The sequence below is a fragment of the Melissococcus plutonius ATCC 35311 genome, assembly GCF_000270185.1.
In the GTDB taxonomy this organism is placed as follows: domain Bacteria; phylum Bacillota; class Bacilli; order Lactobacillales; family Enterococcaceae; genus Melissococcus; species Melissococcus plutonius.
Genome location: NC_015517.1, coordinates 63,051 through 82,547, shown reverse-complemented (window position 1 = coordinate 82,547; position 19,497 = coordinate 63,051). Strand labels below are relative to the sequence as shown.

Here is a 19,497-nt window from a genome sequence, read left to right as displayed (position 1 = left end):
ATAGTTTTATTCTTTCTTAAGAATGTAATATCCCCACTTTTGATTTTCTGTGGTATTATTTTAGGGAAAGGGGTAGACAAATGAAAATAGGAATTGACAAGATTAGTTTTCATGTACCAAATTATTATTTAGATATGGCAGAATTAGCAAATGCTCGGGATACCGATCCAGATAAATTTCATATTGGACTTGGACAAGATAAGATGTCCGTGATACCAAAAACACAAGATATTGTTACCTTGGGAGCTTCTGCTGCCAAAAAAATTCTTTCAGATGAAGATAAACAGACGATTGATATGGTTATTGTTGGTACTGAATCTGGAATTGATTTTTCAAAATCAAGTGCCGTTATTATTCATCGATTATTAGGCATACAACCCTTTGCTCGTTCTTTTGAAATTAAACATGCTTGTTATGGAGGAACTGCCGCTATACAACAAGCTTACAACTATATAGCATGTCATCCTCAAAGAAAAGTGTTAGTGATTACTACTGATATTGCTAAATATGGACTTAAAACAGCAGGTGAGCCTACACAAGGTTGTGGTGCTGTTGCTATGTTGATTAGTGCTGACCCTTGTTTATTGACTTTTATGAATGACAGTGTTTTTTATTCAGAAGATATCTATGATTTTTGGCGACCTGTTGGTCATCATTATCCTTTGGTGGATGGTCAATTATCTAATGAAGTCTACATTAATTCTTTTGTAAAAGTGTGGAAGCAAAATCTTAAACAAAACCAATTGCAGCCTAGTGACTATATAGCCCTAACTTTCCATTTACCTTATACAAAAATGGGGAAAAAGGCTTTAAAAGCAATTTTCCCAGAAATCAGTGAAAACGATCAAGAACGTTTCCAACATTATTATGAGCAATCGACTATTTATAGTCGACAAACAGGAAATCTTTATACCGGTTCTCTTTATTTGGGCCTTATTTCCCTGCTGGACAATAGTCAAACATTACAGGCTGGTGATCGAATTGGTTTGTTCAGTTATGGTTCTGGAGCAGTTAGTGAATTCTTTTCAATGGAACTAGTAGAAGGTTACGAAAAATATTTAATGACGAATGAGCATCAAGCTTTATTGGATAATCGACAATCGTTATCCATTACAGATTATGAAAAAATATTTGAAGATGTTTTACCGCAAGATGAAAACGAATATCTATTCAATGATACTACCTTATTTGCCATTCAAAAAATGATGGGAAATATTCGATATTACAAAATAGATGACTAAAAATAAAAACCTAGAATGATCATGGTTGTATGATCGTTCTAGGTTTTTATTTGTTCATCTAAAGAAAAACCAAACTAATTTTTACCCAATAATTGATTCTTCCTATCTATAGTAAGTAGTTAATGGACAGTAATCAATGATTTGTAAAAGAAAAGAATCATTTTTGAGAGGAGGCTAAGAATGAATTAATCCTCTTTATCATTATAACCATATAGCGTTAGTTTACCTGACAAATATTCACCTAAATAAATTTCTTTGACATTTTTATAATTTTTCTCTTTTATTTGCTGGTTTAACCAATTTATATCTTTTCCCGCTGCTTCTAAGACATCTGGGTTTATTTGTCCATCTACAATTAAAGGATAATACACATTTTGCTCTCCAAATTTGGTTATCGTCAATTGACCATTTTGTTCTAAGATTGCACGCTTAATAGGTTCGACCTGAAAAATTTTATTGCTTCGTAGTTTAAACATTAAATCATTCGCAGAAATGCCATACTGTAGACATTCTTTTATATTAATCTTTCCATCTTTTATTAAGGTAACTGGCTTACCATCAATAAAATTTTTCAAAAAACGATTATGTTCTCTAATAAATTTTACAATTAGAACTAGTAATGTCCAAAGCAGTAGAACCAATACAAATTGTAGAATAGAAATAGAATCATTATAAATAACACCACCGATAATACCACCAAGAACAAAGTTCTCTACCTGATCAAGTGTTGAAGAAGGAGCTATATTGCTTCTTCCCGTGAGGTTAATTTGAATGACTAAACAAACAATCCCTAATCCTAATTTAATGAAGGTTAAATTATATGCTGGCATAAGTTCTCCTATCTTTGTATTGTAATATCTGGATTCAATAAATAAATTTTTTGCGTTACATAGGAATTGCTATCTGGACTTAGATTGATTTTATAATATTGCTTATTGATTTTCATAAGAACGCCATCAGTTAAATAGGTACTATTTACTAAAATATCTTGGCTATTCTTATGTTCGTTTTCTGCTACTTGTTTTATAACATTTATCATTTGAGCAGTTCCTGAATGTTGGTTTTGATTTTGAATATATTGAGAATACTGAATACCTAGGATAAATATAATCGTTAACAAAATAATCAAGCTTAAGTCTCGATATTTTGTTTGTAGTTTATTTTTTATATAAAAGATAAAGACAATAATTAAAATAATTAATAAACCAAAGATAAATGCATACTTTAAATAATCATTCCAACTAGATTGCGATTTTAAAAAATCAATACTATAAAAAGTCATTTGATAAAATGCCCTTTCTTTAAAATTTATTTGATATACCAATTGGTTTTATGAGCCATCTATCATAATTATGATAATTGAAATCGCTTATTTTTACAATCAATTGCAACTAATAAGTTTAAAATGACCAGTCTATTAAAACTAAGATATCTTCTTAACAATTAATCACTATTGATTTATTCAATGAGAAAGATTTAAACAGTCTAACATGAAATACTTTTGAATTTCACCGATATTATTGATCATCCTAAAACTAACAAAGTATAGGTTTTTATTTTTTATAAATATTTCATAGATTTATGTATCTATTACTTGATTATTTAGAAAAACGAATGGTCAATATTGATAGTGTTGCATAAATTTAATGCTTATCGAACGATAACTTTTAAATCAATTTACAGCATTATTAAGGCTTATTTTTATCTATGAAGTCTCTAAAAATTTTTCTGGGTGAGCAATTCTAATAAATGAGAAACTGAAATATGATTAATATTTAAAGTATCTTTTATTTATTATTTTTCAAAAAGTATAAGTTATACTTTTAATTTATTTAGCTTTTTTATTTATTGTTTCTCTGTTATACACCAATGAAATAAAAAGGATCATCAACCAAATCGGAATTTTCAGAAGATATTTTTAGATACCTAAAAATACGAGCCATTTCTTCAATCAGGAATTAATGAAGAAATGGCTCGTATACTGTATTGTTTGACAAAATTAATTATTTATTCATCTGTTTGCTTGGTTAATGACAGATTATCTATTTTTAAATAATGTCCGCCTGTTTTGCTTTTTACATACAAACCTATTTTTGCTTTACCACTGGTTATCTCAATATCTTTCCATTCTTTTGTTTGCCATCCATTTGTTTTTTCTTTTAGAGAGAATTCATAGGTTTTTCTTTTTCCATCTTGAATGATTACCTTAGCTATATCCAAATCACCAAGACTGTTTTTGTCTAAACAAAAATGGTATTTTCCTTTTGGTAATTGTATTTCTTGATATACACTTCCTCCATAAGCTTGATCTGCACCTAATTGCAACACAAATCGTGTTCGATTGGATCAGGGAGAGACATTGCTAACAAAATTTGCAGAGTTTTCTTCCAATTGATTTTCCCAACCAGTTAGTTTGTTTACAATAATGCGATCGGCGGCAAATTCAGGATTTAAAATATAATTGTTATTATCACCTACCTGCCATTCACCTGTCACTGTATTTAATTTCCAATTACTTAGGGAATGCAGCTGAATGTCTTTTTCGTTTGCAGATATAGGCATCCATTGATTATATCCTAATCCATTCCAAGCAAAATCTGCCCAACGATCACCACAATAAATTACCGTTTCTTGTTTTTTTCCTTTTACTTTTACAAAAAAACCTGTTTGCGTTACGTGACTGTAGTCCTTCTCTGTTCCTGGTAAAATATAACTAGTAGAATAATTTCCCAGTATGTTATTGGTTTGTGAACGAATAATATGAGTTTGTGAAGCATTCCAACCATGTAAATCTGAAGAGGCTGCATAATAATGATGATTCAAATGAAATAATGCATTTCCCTCTCGACCACTACTGACATAACCAATTTGTACACCAGGTTCAATTGAAAGAGAATCTTCTGCTGAAATCTTACTTACAAAAGTATGTTTTCGACCATTTTTACCCGAAAAGATCAGATAATTCTGTCCATCATCATCTGTAAATACAGTTTGGTCGCCTGTTCCCTGAACAGGTGCATTTTTAATTGTTGTCTGAGTCGGTAAAACTATACTTCCAACTGTCTTTGGCTGTGACGTCTTTATGATCCACTTCTTTGTCATTCGCCATCAAATGAACCGTAATTTTATCTGGTCGTGTGCCATCTTGGTCATTGTTATCTTCCCAGCTTTTTGCACCCGATACTTCAGTTTTTGCTGAAGGATGTTTGTTAACAACATTGTTCCCTTCATAACTGGTTTCGTAGCCCGGCACTTGGTCTTCTTTTACTGTGTACTTAATCGCTTTGCCGGCTTCATTTTTTGGTAAGTCAGTAAAGCTGTACTTCCAGCCATTTTCTCCGGTAACTTCTTTATGGTCCACTTCTTTGTCATTGGCCATCAGATGAACCGTAATCTTGGTTGGACGTGTGCCATCTTGGTCATTGTTATCTTCCCAAATTTTTGCACCCGATACCTCAGTTTTTGCTGAAGGATGTTTGTTAACAACGTTGTTTCCTTCATAACTGGTTTCGTAGCCCGGCACTTGGTCTTCTTTTACTGTGTACTTAATCGCTTTGCCGGCTTCATTTTCTGGTAAGTCGGTAAAACTGTACTTCCAATTGTCTTTAGCTGTGACTTCTTTTTTATTTACTTCCTTGCCATTCGCCATTAAATGAATGGTGATCTTATCTGGACGTGTACCATCATGGTTATTATCATCATCCCAGATTTTAATGCCAGAGACTGTAGTAGTTTTTATTGGGTGTGTATTAATAATCGTGTTGCCTTCCTTTGAAGAAGTATATCCACTTGGAACTGAAGCTTCCTCGATAGAATAAGTAAACTTATTTCCATGTAAACCTTCTGCTACCAAATTATCAAATGTATGTTCCCAATTTTCTGAGCTCTTTAAAGAATAAGATTGGAAAAATTTACCATTCTGTAGAAGATTAACCAACACTGAATCTGGACGTATGCCATCCTGATTATTATTATCTTTCCAAACTTTATTTACTTTAATATTTGTTGCTTTTACATAACTAGCTGAGTCAAACCTAAACTCTGAAGATTCCTAAATAACCCAGTAGATCCACTAACAGATGTTGCTAAAGATTCTGCACTATCAATCTTTGTTTGCCATTTTTGTACGCCAAATGTTACGGTTAGGATATGCGAGTTGCTATCATAGTCAAAGTCTATAGGAACAAAACCTTTCTCGTTCTCTCCTTTAGCTAGCAATGCATCGTATCCGCCATCAGTTTCTTCTCTTTTAATAGCTTTATTCAGCACTTGTTTTTTATCTAGAAGTTTTACATCTTTTGTTTCTGTAGTGACATAACCCTTAGCATTAGTATGAACAATAGCACCGAATGGGTTATTCTGTCCCCGAATAGGATCTGCATCCCAGCCTAATTTATGAACATCATCTGATGCATTAGGATCAGGAGTTTGCTTGCCATTATAAAAAGTGTCTAATTTAAAACCAACAGCATTAGGCAATCCACCAATTCCCAGATTGGCTCCCGAATAGCCTACAGAACCAATTGCATTGGGATGAATAGCAAAGCCAATACCATCAGCCCCTCCTTCAGAATCTAATTTATCTCCTAGGTAAATGGCACCCTTTAAATCGAATGATGTATGTGAATGAAACCGTTGTTTAAGTGTAACATTCCCAACTTGATGACTTTTATTTGGTGTTAGTGTAACAATGCCTGTTCCCTTATCATATGTAGAAACACCACCTAGTTGAAAATAATCCAAGAAATTTTCTCTATTAACTTTTTTTGGTATTTCAGCTGTTTCGACTGATTGTGTTGTCTCAGAAGTTCCATCTGTTTTAGTTATCTGTGCTGTTTCAGACGTTCCATCCATTTTAGCTGATTGTTCGGCTTCAGATATTCCATCTGTTTTGGTGGTTGTTTGTACCGTTTCAGCTGTTTCAGCATTCGTTTCATTAGCATCAGTCAATAACCCTACAGGAAAGCTAGATATTACCAAAGAAATAATAGTAACTAATTTTAAAATTTTTCGCATAGCTCTTCTCCCTTCTAAGAATAAAATTTTTGATGACCAATCATTGGAAAATAGCAAAAATGAGGTTCGGTTGATCTTCTAGCGTTTCTTGCCGAATTTAATTTTATTGAGAGGTAAAGATGTTTTAATAATTTTTAACTATAAACGTTTAAAAATTTAATTCCATAATGGTAACAACATTATTTGCGATAAATTAAAACCAATTACCTATCAATGACCAATAATTTATTACCAACTAACCTGATAAAGAGAATCACTCCTTTCCTTAATTTTACTAAATACAAGATCAGTTATTCATCTATTCAAAATCTATTCTGCTTTAAATTAATACAGATAAAATTTACTTTACTATATAAAAATTAAAAAGAATTGAATCAATACACGTTGTCTTTTAGCAAAGAATAGTATGATTATAAAGGTTTAGTTAGTTGTATTAGTTTGAATTAAAACTAACAAATCAAGTATTTTTGAAAACTAAAAAGGTTCCAATATAAAACAAAAAATCAATGCAATAAAACAATCCTATTAAAAAGCTCAAATTAAATATTAACTAATCTTTTATTTCAGTAAAGTTATTCTCATTCATTCTTCAAATCTGTCTAGTAGCTAGTAGCCTTTATCTATCTTTGAGAATTTCATATATTCATTTAAATAAATGTTCTCTGTATTTTAAAGTCAGAGTATTTTAAATAGAACCAATACAACAGTCCATATTCTAATATAAATAAACAGAAAAATATATATATTGCCAAATTTAAAATTATTATAAAAAGGAAATTAAAATCAACTACTTAGTTTATTTTACAATTTTTTAATATAACAGGGTAAAAATGATAATTAAATTAATTTAAATAAAAAGTAATGACAAGTTATAATAATATTTATTATTCTTATCTACCTATTTTTTTAAATTCATAAACAGAATTCTAACTACTTTTCAAATACAAATAAATAAATTAGAAATTTCATTGATTATTTTTAAAACTTAAATTAAAAATTTTACTTAGAAAAATATTGATAAAAATAAAATTAATATATTATCTTAAAATTAATTGCTATAAATGAATAGAAAGTAACAAAAATTTTTTATAAATTTCAAACAAGTTATTTATTTCACAAATTAATCATGATAAAATTTTTGTTGTCACTAACATAATTTGAATTAAATACTAGGTTTTATTATTTTAGCCTAATTTGTTCACGTTAACAATTTTAATATATTAATATAAATGTGAATTAAATCACTTTACTTCTTGGAGGAAAGTTCATGGAAACAAAACTAGAAAACAATATGAAATTATGGCAAAAAAACGGGAATAAAGGAAAGCTTTCTTGGCGTGAAAAAATTGCTTATGGGTTTGGTGATTTTGGAAATGGCTTTATGTTTGACTTGGGACAAGCCTACTTGACAAAATTTTTTACCGATGTGGCAATGATCTCTCCAGGAATGGTGGGCACCATTTTTGCGGTAACGAAAATTTTTGATGCCTTCACGGATCCTTTAGCAGGATCATTTATTGATGGGCGCAAAAACATTAGTCATCGAGGAAAATTTCGTCCGGTAATGATGCTATCAGCATGTGTATTAGCTATTTTAACTATAGTTACCTTTATGATGCCCAATATTTCAATACATGGAAAAATTATTTATGCGTTTGGTACCTATATGGCTTGGGGTGTTGTTTATAGTCTAACGAATGTCCCTTATGGATCGCTTGCTTCAGTTATGACAAGGGATGTTGAAGATCGTGCCGAACTTGCAACTACACGACAAGCTGGTTCCTTAGGTGCTCAATTAATCACTGGTGTAGCTTTTATTCCAATTGTTATGTTATTTTCTTATCACAGTGGAAAAGCTACCGCTCATGGCTACACAATAGCTGCTGCAATAATGGCTTTTATCGGAGTAATCGGCTTTGCTATTTGTTATTTAGGAACAAAAGAATACGTTAAAGTGAACCGTGAAGCAAATATCAAACGTGCTGGTTTTAAAGATTATGCGAAAGTTGTTTTTACCAATAAACCATTAGGTGCAATGATTTTATTAACTTTATTTACAATTTCAGCAATGAATACCAATAACACCATGATGATTTATTTTTGTCAATATAACTTAGGAAACATTTCTTTACAACCCATTGTAAACGGTGTCATGATGGGAGCATCAGTAGTAGCCATTTTGTTGATTCCCACATTGGTAAAACACTTTGGTAAAAAACAAACTGCAATTGTTTCTTTCATTATTGGTGCAATTGCTAATGGTTTAAATTTCGTTCTACCAACAAATACTACGATCTTTATCATTCTTGTTACTATTGGTTATGTCGCTTTAGCCATTCCAAATGGAATTACTTGGGCATTTATTTCAGATGTCATTGATTATGGTGAATGGCACACGGGAATTAGAAAAGAAGGAATTACCTATGCCGCTTTTAATTTTTCTCGTAAATTGGCTCAATCGCTAGCTGCAATTGTTTCTGCTGGAATTTTAGAATCACTGGTTATGTCGCAAATGCCCATCAATCTTCAAGTACCTTATTAGGAATCAAGAGTGCTATGACTTTATATCCTGCTTTTGCACTAATCATGGCTGCAATTATTATATTTTTTTTGTATGATTTATCTGATGAAAAATATCGTAAAATCGCTGATGATCTTTCAAATGGTCAATGGGAACAAGGAAAAATTATAGATTAAAATTTAACAATAAATGAATAAGGTTAGATATCCTAGGATATCTAACCTTATTCATTTATGACATTTATAATTTAATTATTTCATCAGAATGAACGTTTAGATTGTTTTTTTAATGAGAAACTAATTTTGTTTTTTTATCTTGTAAGACGATTGAATACTAACAGACTATTCATCTTAGCTTAGCTTACTTTATGCCAAATTATTTCGATACAATAAAAAATACAGATAAATATCAATTGTTTCTTATCTTTTCATCCATTTTATTTTATAGCATCTAAAGTAATTTGAGGAATTGATTTGTTACTTGTCATTGCCGATTTTACCAAATAAAAATTTCTCGGCAATTTCAATTCTTCTAAACGATTCGTAATATCCAAAGAAATGGTATTTTCTGCACCTACTTTGATTTTCTCAACAAACTCTGGATCAACGATAACAGCAGAAGCCAAGGCAGCTATATCAGCATACTTAACAGCTTCCAATGCTTTATCTGCAGAAGTAATATCTCCTACAACAATTAATCTTGTTGCATTATTCAAGTTTTCTTTTACAACTCTAGCAATAACTTCTCCAGTTCGATTCCCCAATACTGCTTTAGAACGATATCCAGATGGTCCAAAAAGAGAAAGATGTACATAGTCCAATTCTCTTTCATTTAGCTGTTTAATTAGATAAAGAGTATCATCTAGTGTATAACCAACCGTTTCCTCATGAATTTCTTCTGGACTAAGTCGATAGCCTAAAACGAATGGTCGTTCTGCATTCTCACGAATCACATGTTGAATTTCATCAACAATAGCTAAGGCAAAACGTGCTCTATTTTCTAAACTTCCTCCCCATTTGTCTGATCGTTTATTTGAAGTTTTAGAGAAAAATTGTTGGATTAAATAATGATTAGCCCCATGAATCTCAATACCATCAAATCCAGCATGAATAGCTCTTAAGGCAGCTTCTCCAAAGCCTCTAACTAATTGTTCAACTTCTGCCTCGCTTAATTCAGTTGTTGGATAATCTAAAAAAGAAAAAGGAATAGTACTTGGTGCATAGACATTTTTATTTTCTTGATAACTATATTTTGCAGCATACCCTGGATGAAATAACTGAGTTATTGCTTTGGCGCCATTTTTTTCATCGTTGCTACAAGTTTCTTCATTCCCTCTAGATAACTCTCATCAGCATTTGTCAAACCATAACCAAAAGCATTCGCATCTTTTGCAATACTGGTAGCTCCACTTATTAGCAGATCAGAAACATTAGCACGTCTTTCAAAATAACTTAAATCTTCCTCTCCGACATAGCCTTCATAGGTTGATCCCTCTACTACCATCGGAGACATTACAAATCGAGAATTAATTTTAATACCAGATTTAAATTGAACTGGCTCAAATAATTTTTCAAACTCTTTTTTCATTTACAACATCCTCTCTTATTTAACTTTAACATAGAAAAAATGAATAACAAGAAAAATAAAAAATGCCTATCTCTATTGTAACAAAAATATAAAATAATGATTTATTTAAACGAATGACCAACAGATAGCGATGATATTTCTTATTCACTAAAAATTTAATAATAGTTATAGGATAAGAAAAAATTTTCATCAAACAAACTATCTCATATAATCATAACTGCTTATTTCGATAAAAACACAAAGTAATTATTCTTCTAGCCGGAATTGTTCATTAACATATCGAGCATAAACAGCGTGGTTTTCAACAAGTTCTTGATGTGTACCCTGTCCTGTTATTCTTCCTTTTTCAATGAAATAGATCCTATCACTATCAACAATGGTTGCTAGTCGATGGGCAATGACAAGCGTTGTTCTGCCTTCCATTAACTTGTTTAATGCTTTTTGAATCATCATTTCAGATTCACTATCTAAACTTGCAGTTGCCTCATCTAACATCAGTACCTTAGGATCACGTAGAAAAGCTCTTGCAATAGCAATTCTTTGTTTTTGGCCACCGGAAATTTTAATTCCGCGTTCACCTACCTCTGTTAATAATCCATTAGGCATAGCCTCAACAAATTTTCGAGCATAAGCTAATTCTAAAACATGCCATAATTCTTCATCAGTATATTGCTCTTCTAAACCATAAATTAAGTTTTCACGAATGGTTCCTGCCATGATAGCACTGTCTTGTGAGACAAATCCAATCTGACTTCGATAATTTTTTAAATTTAATTGTTCAATTGCTTCTCCACCTACTTGAATAGTTCCACTCTGAGGTTCATAAAAACGTTCCAATAAACTAAAAATCGTTGATTTACCACCACCGGAAGGTCCAGCAAAGGCAATAATCTGATTTGGCTTTGCTTCAAAGGAAACATTTTCCAGAATTTTTTTCTCTGTATCATAGGAAAAATCAACATTTGTAAATTCAATGGTTTTTCCTGTTAAATCAAGCAATTTTCCATCATTTAAATTCTCAGTTTCTTCATATAATAATGTTTGAATGTGTTTTGTAGCTCCAGCTGCTTTTGCCAACTCAGAAAACAACATTGCAATATTAGGTAATGCACCAATCAAATTAAATAAATACATTAAAAAACTCATCAATATACCTATTTTCATAGTACCAGTTGCAACTCTGTGCATGCCCAAGGCAAGTAAGCCAAAGACCATACTCATAAAAAGCATCATCATAAAGGGTTGCATCACTGCATTAAAGCTAGCTTCCTTTTTCCCTACTTTAAACAATTTTTTAATTTGAAATTGCACTTCTTTACGTGCTTGCTTTTCTGCATTTGACGTTTTTACAAGACGAATTTCATTTAAGGTTTCATTGGTAATCCCATTAAATTGTGCCAAGGTATCTTGTCTTATGCGACCGATCTTCATACCAAATATCATCATTGGAAACATTACCGCTAGAAAGACTGGCACAGCTATCAACATAGCTAGACATATCTGCCAATCCATTCGAATCATCATATAAACTGAACCAATAACTAAAATAAGACTTGAAAAGGTCTGAGGAATGGTTGTAGCTAATAATTGTTTGATCTGAGAAGAATCATTTACCAAGCGACTAGACATTTCTCCCGCTTTCATTTTATCAAAATAAGCGACCTTTAAAATGGTCAGTTTATCCCATAGTTTTGTTCTTAAACTTTGAATAACATCTTCACCAAATATACCTAGAACCGTGCCACCAATCGCTGACATAATTGCTGATATAACAAATAAAATAACAACCTTTATCAATAATGAGTAATCAATTCCCTTTGAAAAATTATTTACTAATGATGAAGTAAGTTTTGGTACATAAATTTGGACACTTGCAGATATAATTAAAAGGACAGTCCCTAAAATTAATAAAGGATATTTAGGTTTAGTTATTTTTATTAAATAGATAAATTGCTGTAAAGAGAATTTTGGTTTTTCTTTTTTCGTCTTTGTATTTATTCCTTTTTCTATTACCATTAGGTACAGTCACCACCAAAAATTATTAAATTTGTGAATCCGTTCTTAAAAAGAACTTGGAAAAGTTCAATGTTTTTTAAAACCTCGAAATTTTTCCAATCTATCCTGCCTCATCATTTGTTCCCTTGCTCTATAAAAATAAGTAGACAATTCACTAAATTGTTGCCATCTTCTTTCATTGGAAAATATTTTCATTAGTTGAATATCCAATTCATCAGTATGTAAATTATCATAGATTCTTGTTAAATAATTATCTAATTGCTCTAAATCAGCTTCTGAAAATTCTTTAAATATCATTTCTAAAATAGTAGATGAAAAATTACTATTTTTGATTAACTCCTCACCTGTTTGTGTTATCTTAATAAATGTCACACGTGCATCTTCTTCGGATTTAACTTTTTTTACAGCATCTATACTTTCCAACTTTTTAAGAATTTGTGTAACACTTGATGGCTTAATATCTAAGTACTCAGAAATTCTACCAGCAGTTACTATTTTTTCTCTGGCTATTAATTTTAATGCTTCAAACGAGTTATCTGTTTTCTCATAAAGTTGATAGAAAAAAATTAAAATTGGTTGCTGAGTAATTTTAATTAATTTATTTAAAATTGTGTTTTGTAACATATTTCACCTCAATTTATTTCCTTTACCTATTTACAAATTAAAGCATACAATTATTTAGTTTATCTTTCAATAACAAAACTAATTAAATAACAATAATATTTATCTTTTAAATAATTTTTCTTAAGAATAAATTTTTATTTTATGCATAACTAATAGAAAAAATAATCAAAAAATAAAAGATTTCTAAATTTGCTGATGAAAAAAACAATCTATATAGATAACTTAATGATTAAATAGTAGGATTTAGGTATGTGGATCTTATTTATGATAAAACTTTTTATCATATTCCTTACTCATAATTAAGATTCATCTTCATTGCCAGACAATAAGAATATATCTTTATTAATTCTGTTTTCTCTATCCTATTTGAGTGATCGATACGATATTCAATTTTTTAATTATTTATCTAAACTTATTTGCCTAAATAGCCCTTGAATTTAAGTATTAATTTACAGTAAGCTTAAATCCAATGGCTATTTTTTATTTTTAATTATTTTATTTTTCTTAATAATATTCATTAAGCTATCGATTCAACAATTTTCCTTTTTACCTTAATTATCATTTATTTCTTTACTAGATTGTTAGTTATTCCCTTTATTTTTAATTAATTTTTACTGAATATTTTTTGCGTTTTGTTGAATCGTTTTCTGATAGAAATAAAAGCTATCTTTTTTATAACGCTTCAAGTCTTTTGCTGAGTGATTATCACGATCGACATAAATAAGTCCATAACGTTTATCCATCCCATCTCCTACACTTAATAAATCAATAAAGGACCATGGATTAAAAGAAAGAACATTTACACCATCACGAATGGCTTCTCTTAGTTGTGCAATATGATCTCTTAAAAAATTTACCCGAGTGGTATCATGTACCTGACCTTTTTCCAAATTCTCTCTTTCTGACCAACCACATTCTGTTATCATTAATGGTAAATTTGGAAAGCGATCATGTACTCGCTGTAAAGCATATCTTAATCCAACCGGGTCATAAGAAAATCCCCAATCTGTGTGCTGTAAATCCGGATCTTCATAACGCTCAATATGATCAATAACGCCCTTTAACATTTTTGATGATGCTTGTTCATTTTCTCTAAAAATACTTGTACAATACCAATTCAATCCTAAAAAGTCGGCACGTCCAGTTGCAAATACAGCTTCATCTTCTGGCAAATAGGGAAGTTTTAGTCCCTCTTCTTGTAATTTTCTTAAATAATAAGAAGGAAATTCTCCTCGAACCGCTACATCCATCGTTAAGAAACTAACTACATCTTCTAACGATTTGCCTAGCAAGGCATCTGTTGATTTATGCCGATAAGGTAAATTTGTCATATAAGAGACAGCCGGTCCAATCATTGCTTTTGGCAACATAGCATGACATAAATTGAAGACTTTAGCTTGTGCTAAAAACATATAATAATTTGCATTTTCTGCCAATTGTCTTAATTCTTTCATATTATCACTATGTAAGCCAATCATACTGGGAACATTTACCAAAAGTGAATGTTCATTAATCGTTAACCAATAGTTTACCTGACTTCCAAATTCTTCAAATAATAGTTTAGCATAACAAACATAATCATCGACACATCTTCGATCTGCAAAACTACCATATTGTTCAACTAATTGTTGAGGTAAATCAAAATGAAAAATCGTCACAATTGGTTCAATTTGATTTTCTACTAACAAATTAATAAGTTTATGATAAAAAGCCAATCCTTTTTCATTAGGTTTTAAATCATTGCCGTTTGGATAAATTCGTGTCCAGCTAATAGAAAAACGATAAGATTTTAAACCCAATTCTTTCATCAACCGAATATCTTCCTCGAGATGATGATAATGATCAACAGTCACAGAAGTATCTAAAAATTTACTTTTCTTTGCTCGTAAATCAGCAACTGAAATTCCTTTACCATCTTCAAAAGCTGCTCCTTCTACTTGAAAAGCAGAAGTACTGGCTCCCCATAAAAAATTTTCTGGAAAATCTGTTGGTACTTTTGAAATTATACTCATTTTATCCTTGCTCCTTTTCTGCTTCTACGGCTTGTTTATCTAGTATTTTAAAGAATGGATAATACAAGATACCTAGTAATAAGAAATTAACGAACCAAACAATTGGCCCTTGCCAACCAATGGTAAATACACTGCCAATGACTTTAGGCAATGTCCAAGGCATACCAAGACCAATCATTGGATTATAATTTGTAATAAAGCCAATTTTAACGGCTAAAAATGCCACACTACCAGATACAAAACTGGAAAGAATAAAAGGTAGAAACATAATTGGATTTAAAACAACAGGTAATCCAAAAATGACTGGTTCATTTATATTAAAAATATTCGGAATTAAAGAAATTTTAAAAAATTCTCGATAACGTTTCGATTTACCAACAAACAAACCAAAAATCAAAAGACTTAATGTCCCACCCGCTGCATCATTATTAACAAAACTATAAACAACTAGTCTTTCTAAATGCGGAATTTGTTTCCCTGCTTGAAAGGCTGGTCCACTACTCACCATCATTGAAATGATGACAGGCATAATTGCTGCTTGTATGGCAGCAGGATGAATACCAAATAAAAATAGCACATTTGATAAAATAAAGATAAATAAGATAGCTGGTACAGAACCGCCGATATGTACTAAAGGTTGTGCAATTAATTGATTGATACATTCAAAAAGTGTGCCATAACTGCTAAAATCAAAAATTAGTCGAACAAGTAAAACAAAACTAAAAATAATAATTCCAATAATCAATGGTTCTAAAGATTGACTAACCATAGTTGGCACCGAATCAGGTAATTTAATTGTCAGCTTTTTTACATGACTGAGCTTGACATAAAAAACAGCAATAATAATTGCAAGAATAATAGCTACAATAATCCCTTCGCTTCCTAAGGAATTCATAGCAAAAGCATTTATTGCTTGTTTTCCTTTTCCAACCGATTGAGGCGCTAACATAAAAAAGCTACCTAAACTTAGAAAACCCGAAACAATTCCATTTGCATTACTTCGTTTACCATAAGAATAGGCAATTGCAAAAACAATAAAAACTGCTAAAATGTTAGTCGAACCATTTACAATAGCATTCATTGAATGAGTTATTCCGGTAGATTGAAACCAGTCACTGATTCCTTTAACAGGAAAATTGGCTAATATAGAAAATACAGAGGCTCCAATTGTCACAGGTAATGTCAGTATCATTCCTTCTGAAATACTTTGCATGATTTTGTTTTGGCCCAATTTATTGGAAAAAGGGACCAATGTTTTTTCTAATAAGTGTTGAAAGCGATCCATCAGCTTCATTTTTTAACATCCTTCCTTTTTTCGTGCTTTTTATTTTATCACGTTTCATCCAGATGGCGTTTTCATTGTAATGGGTTCATTTTTTTTAGAAATAAAATTTTTAATTGTCTTGAAATTCTAGACAATTCTAAGGAGTACTACAATGAAATCTACTTTGATATTATTAGATTATTTAAATGAACATGCCCAAACAGATACCTTTTCAAAAATTATTATTTACATTTTTACCTATAGATCCTTACTGCCAAGAATGACAATCACCGAACTGGCAGAAAAAACCTATGTTACTCCTTCCACCATTACACGGTTTTGCAAATTTTTTAATTTTGCTACATTTTTAGAACTCAAGGAAGCAATTGCTGTTGAAAATCAAACGGATCCAACACGACTATTTCGGCTCAATAAAGAAGAATTAAATGGTATTTCAGACCAACCATCTTTATCTTTTCAATCCTATGGAAATGAAATTATCCAATCCATTCAAAATACCTTAGAAACAGTATCTATTCAAATGATTGATGAATTGATTAAACTAATCACAGAACATAATCAAATCATTATTTTTGGTTATAGTTCATCTATTCAAATGGCAAGAAATTTACAAGAAGGTCTATTATTATCAGATAAATTGGTTTTTATCGGAAACACTGAATCAAGACAAAAAGAACTCGCACGTTCACTAACTGAGGATTCATTAGCATTGATTATTTCTTCCTATGGCAATTTTTTTGCCAATCATTCATTTATTTTTGATCAAATTTTAGCTTCAAACTGTCAAACTGCTTTATTGACTCAACAGCAGGATTTGTTCATTCGTGCATCGATTCATGCAATTTTTTGTATTAATTCTATAAGCTATCAAAAAATCGGTAGTTACTCCATGAACTTTTTTATTGATTTTTTGTGTCGAAAGTACTTTGATACAACAAAAACACCTTACATAAAATAACCTGTTAAATCTAAAAAAAAAACGGATTTGATCTTAACAAGCAAATCCGTTTTCTTTTATCTATTTGAATCGTAAATTTTTTAACTTATTGATTCTCATTTTTTAATCAGCTAAACATAAATTTTGCTATTTTAATTTTATTATTTTTATCTGACCACTATTACTGATTGTTTTCAAAGAGTTCGTTGTTGATTTATTAACAAGAGAGTCTCCTTTGTAATTACTATTGTTATATAAAATACTGGTATTTTCATCTCTAGTGAATTTCAAATTTAAGTCTTGATTGATATGAATTAAATCTAAGTAGGTTTCATCACCATTAATTTTATTATTGCCCAACAATTTACTATTATGCATCTTATAATTTGTCGTATTACCATTTGCTTCTAAGTTTAGATTTGTTAACTCAGAATACTCGCTATTAAATTTAAGTTCATCTTCTAAATCAATGCCTAAATTGATCATTTTTGAATGATTTGTATCAATATTTGTGCTATCTGAGTTAAATTTTATATTATGAAATTCACTATTCGCTAACTTATAATTTCCTTCTTGATCATTTGTATGAAATTTGTCTAGAATCTTTGTTTGATTAAAAGTTAGCTGTGAATTAGAGGTATTCAAATAAGCTTTCTTCAAATTCAAATGATCAAAACGAACACGACAATTCTCTATGGAAAGATTTAATTTATCTATTGTTGTTAGATTAGGGATTGTAATGGTTAGTGTAGATTTTTTAATAACTGGAAAATAGAACATTTGGAAATTATATCTAGCTTTTTGCTTAATTTCTAATTGTTGATCACTTACTTTAACTGTTGCTTTCTGATTGGTTTCAAAATTAACAGAGTATTGAGAACCTTGTTTAATCAAAATATCTGTTTGATCTACAAAAATAGTAAGTGCTTTAAATGGTTGTTTTGTTTGATAAGTATGCATTTGTTTGCTGTCTTCATGTCTTAATACATGGACAGATCCAAGTATGGTATCACCAACTACTGGCTGAAATCCATGATTAAAATAACCAAATAATCCGAAAATAATTCCCATAAACAAAACAATAAATAGCGTAAAATAGTATTTTTTCATTTCATTTGGCCTCCATATTGTTGATAATCATGCTTGGTGAAAACCTTCCTACCAATCCAACGTGCTACTTTAGCTGCTAATGAAACAGTGGATTGTAATAATTTCAAGAAAAGTGGAATGACAAGCAATTCACATGCAATTATTGCTAAGCTACAACCGGTGTAAAAATAGGCTGTTGCCCATTCTTGTTTCCATATAATTGGAAACGTTTTATAAATTATGAATAATGCTATTGAAAGAAAGGCGCCTAAAAGAATAACGATTGAAGCAATAATACAGAAAAAAAATAAAAGAATACTAAATAAAAGGATCACTAATGGTAGTCCAACAGGAATTGCTAACAGTCCTAGAAAAATCCACCAAATATTTTGTAAATTACGTTTTGTATTTTGATGTTGAAGCTCTTTTTCGCTAAATTGCTGATCATCTATTTTGGTTTCTACCAAAGAATAATCAGCTAATATCCTACGTGCCAATTGTCTAGGTGTTCCTAATGCTGCCTCGATTTCTTTTCTGCTATCCGTATCGGCATCTAATAAAAATTCATAATAAAATTCTAAAATATCTTGAGATTCCTCATCTTCTAAGGCTGATAGGTAATTTTTTAATTCATTAATGTATTCATTGATTGTTTGTTTCATCGATTTTCCTCCAATGCTTGATTAACTTGATGACTAAATGCTGTCCATTCATCTATGATTTTAACTAAGTGTTCAGCTCCTCCTTCAGTTAATTGATAATAACGACGGTTTCGTCCCTGGTAAGGTTGATCATAGGTTTTTAAATAATTATTTTTCTTAAGACGGCGTAACACTGGATAGATGGTGGACTCAGAAATTGGAAATCTTGCTTGAACTTTTTGTGTTAAAACATATCCATATAAATCTTCATTTTTTAAAACAGATAGCACAATACCTTCTAATAGTTCAGAAGAAATTTGAATCGCCATACACTTTCCTCCTTTTTTATTCATTTGCTATTACTAGTAAATATAAGCTAAAAAATTGATTGAAGAATCCTTCATTATACTTAATTTTTTAAAGTTTAGATTGATCTAAAGAATTAACAATTAAGATTGCATTCATAGGCTTAACCTTTCTAATTAGAAAACTTAAAAACAAAAAAGATTACATTCATTTGATGAATTT

At 30.6% G+C, this 19,497-nt stretch carries 15 protein-coding genes and 2 pseudogenes; 3 read left to right on the top strand and 14 right to left on the bottom strand.

The genetic code is table 11. The features are described from left to right. The first annotated feature begins 80 nt into the window (after positions 1–80). On the top strand, positions 81–1,241 hold the full coding sequence (locus MPTP_RS08650; protein WP_013774749.1) for a hydroxymethylglutaryl-CoA synthase: 1,161 nt from the start codon (positions 81–83) through the stop codon (positions 1,239–1,241). A gap of 185 nt (positions 1,242–1,426) precedes the next feature. Here MPTP_RS08650 and MPTP_RS08645 read toward each other — a convergent pair whose 3' ends face one another. The 6 genes from MPTP_RS08645 to MPTP_RS08625 form a co-directional block, all read right to left on the bottom strand. Further along, the gene (locus MPTP_RS08645; RefSeq protein ID WP_013774748.1) at positions 1,427–2,071 is read right to left on the bottom strand and encodes a DUF421 domain-containing protein; all 645 of its coding nucleotides are present in this window, start codon (positions 2,069–2,071) and stop codon (positions 1,427–1,429) included. Positions 2,072–2,079: 8 nt separating this feature from the next. Next, positions 2,080–2,523 (bottom strand): DUF3290 domain-containing protein, encoded by a 444-nt coding sequence (locus tag MPTP_RS08640; RefSeq protein WP_013774747.1) that lies wholly within the window; start codon positions 2,521–2,523, stop codon positions 2,080–2,082. Between the two features lie 725 nt (positions 2,524–3,248). After that, positions 3,249–3,569, bottom strand: coding sequence for a hypothetical protein (locus MPTP_RS09200; RefSeq protein WP_048594124.1), 321 nt, complete (start codon positions 3,567–3,569; stop codon positions 3,249–3,251). Between the two features lie 18 nt (positions 3,570–3,587). Then, positions 3,588–4,343 (bottom strand): glycoside hydrolase family protein, encoded by a 756-nt coding sequence (locus MPTP_RS08635; RefSeq protein ID WP_050978181.1) that lies wholly within the window; start codon positions 4,341–4,343, stop codon positions 3,588–3,590. Beyond that, positions 4,264–5,181 (bottom strand): Cna B-type domain-containing protein, encoded by a 918-nt coding sequence (locus tag MPTP_RS08630; RefSeq protein WP_013774744.1) that lies wholly within the window; start codon positions 5,179–5,181, stop codon positions 4,264–4,266. The genes MPTP_RS08635 and MPTP_RS08630 overlap by 80 nt, the downstream gene beginning before the upstream one ends. 71 nt (positions 5,182–5,252) lie before the next feature. Further along, positions 5,253–6,257, bottom strand: coding sequence for a lectin-like domain-containing protein (locus MPTP_RS08625; protein ID WP_013774743.1), 1,005 nt, complete (start codon positions 6,255–6,257; stop codon positions 5,253–5,255). A 1,267-nt stretch (positions 6,258–7,524) separates the two neighbouring features. Between MPTP_RS08625 and MPTP_RS08620 the strand changes: the two are divergent. Then, positions 7,525–8,954: pseudogene (locus MPTP_RS08620) on the top strand (glycoside-pentoside-hexuronide (GPH):cation symporter). A 260-nt stretch (positions 8,955–9,214) separates the two neighbouring features. On the opposite strand, the pseudogene MPTP_RS09290 reads toward MPTP_RS08620, so the two are convergent. From MPTP_RS09290 to MPTP_RS08595, 5 genes and pseudogenes are all read right to left on the bottom strand, one after another. Beyond that, positions 9,215–10,290, bottom strand: a pseudogene (locus MPTP_RS09290) (oxidoreductase). 321 nt (positions 10,291–10,611) lie between these two features. Further along, positions 10,612–12,381 carry an ABC transporter ATP-binding protein gene (locus MPTP_RS08610; protein WP_013774740.1) on the bottom strand — a complete coding sequence of 590 codons (1,770 nt, stop codon included), beginning with the start codon at positions 12,379–12,381 and terminating at the stop codon, positions 10,612–10,614. Positions 12,382–12,447: 66 nt separating this feature from the next. After that, on the bottom strand, positions 12,448–13,005 hold the full coding sequence (locus tag MPTP_RS08605) for a MarR family winged helix-turn-helix transcriptional regulator (RefSeq protein WP_013774739.1): 558 nt from the start codon (positions 13,003–13,005) through the stop codon (positions 12,448–12,450). A 611-nt stretch (positions 13,006–13,616) separates the two neighbouring features. Further along, positions 13,617–15,017, bottom strand: a complete 1,401-nt coding sequence (locus MPTP_RS08600; protein ID WP_013774738.1) for a glycoside hydrolase family 1 protein — start codon at positions 15,015–15,017, stop codon at positions 13,617–13,619. 1 nt (position 15,018) lies between these two features. Continuing rightward, positions 15,019–16,311: a PTS sugar transporter subunit IIC gene (locus MPTP_RS08595; protein WP_013774737.1), complete on the bottom strand. Its 1,293-nt coding sequence runs from the start codon at positions 16,309–16,311 to the stop codon at positions 15,019–15,021. A gap of 142 nt (positions 16,312–16,453) precedes the next feature. Between MPTP_RS08595 and MPTP_RS08590 the strand changes: the two genes are divergently transcribed. Further along, a complete protein-coding gene (locus MPTP_RS08590) occupies positions 16,454–17,260 on the top strand; it encodes a MurR/RpiR family transcriptional regulator (protein WP_013774736.1) in 807 nt (268 codons plus the stop codon). A gap of 126 nt (positions 17,261–17,386) precedes the next feature. On the opposite strand, the gene MPTP_RS08585 is transcribed toward MPTP_RS08590, so the two are convergent. Genes MPTP_RS08585 through MPTP_RS08575 form a run of 3 tightly spaced genes read right to left on the bottom strand, consistent with a single transcriptional unit; the run spans position 17,387 to position 19,298 of the window. Next, positions 17,387–18,349 carry a DUF4097 family beta strand repeat-containing protein gene (locus MPTP_RS08585; RefSeq protein ID WP_013774735.1) on the bottom strand — a complete coding sequence of 321 codons (963 nt, stop codon included), beginning with the start codon at positions 18,347–18,349 and terminating at the stop codon, positions 17,387–17,389. Beyond that, on the bottom strand, positions 18,346–18,990 hold the full coding sequence (locus tag MPTP_RS08580) for a DUF1700 domain-containing protein (protein ID WP_013774734.1): 645 nt from the start codon (positions 18,988–18,990) through the stop codon (positions 18,346–18,348). Before MPTP_RS08580 ends, MPTP_RS08585 begins: the two co-directional genes overlap by 4 nt. Then, positions 18,987–19,298 carry a PadR family transcriptional regulator gene (locus tag MPTP_RS08575; protein WP_013774733.1) on the bottom strand — a complete coding sequence of 104 codons (312 nt, stop codon included), beginning with the start codon at positions 19,296–19,298 and terminating at the stop codon, positions 18,987–18,989. The genes MPTP_RS08580 and MPTP_RS08575 overlap by 4 nt, the downstream gene beginning before the upstream one ends. Positions 19,299–19,497 lie beyond the last annotated feature (199 nt).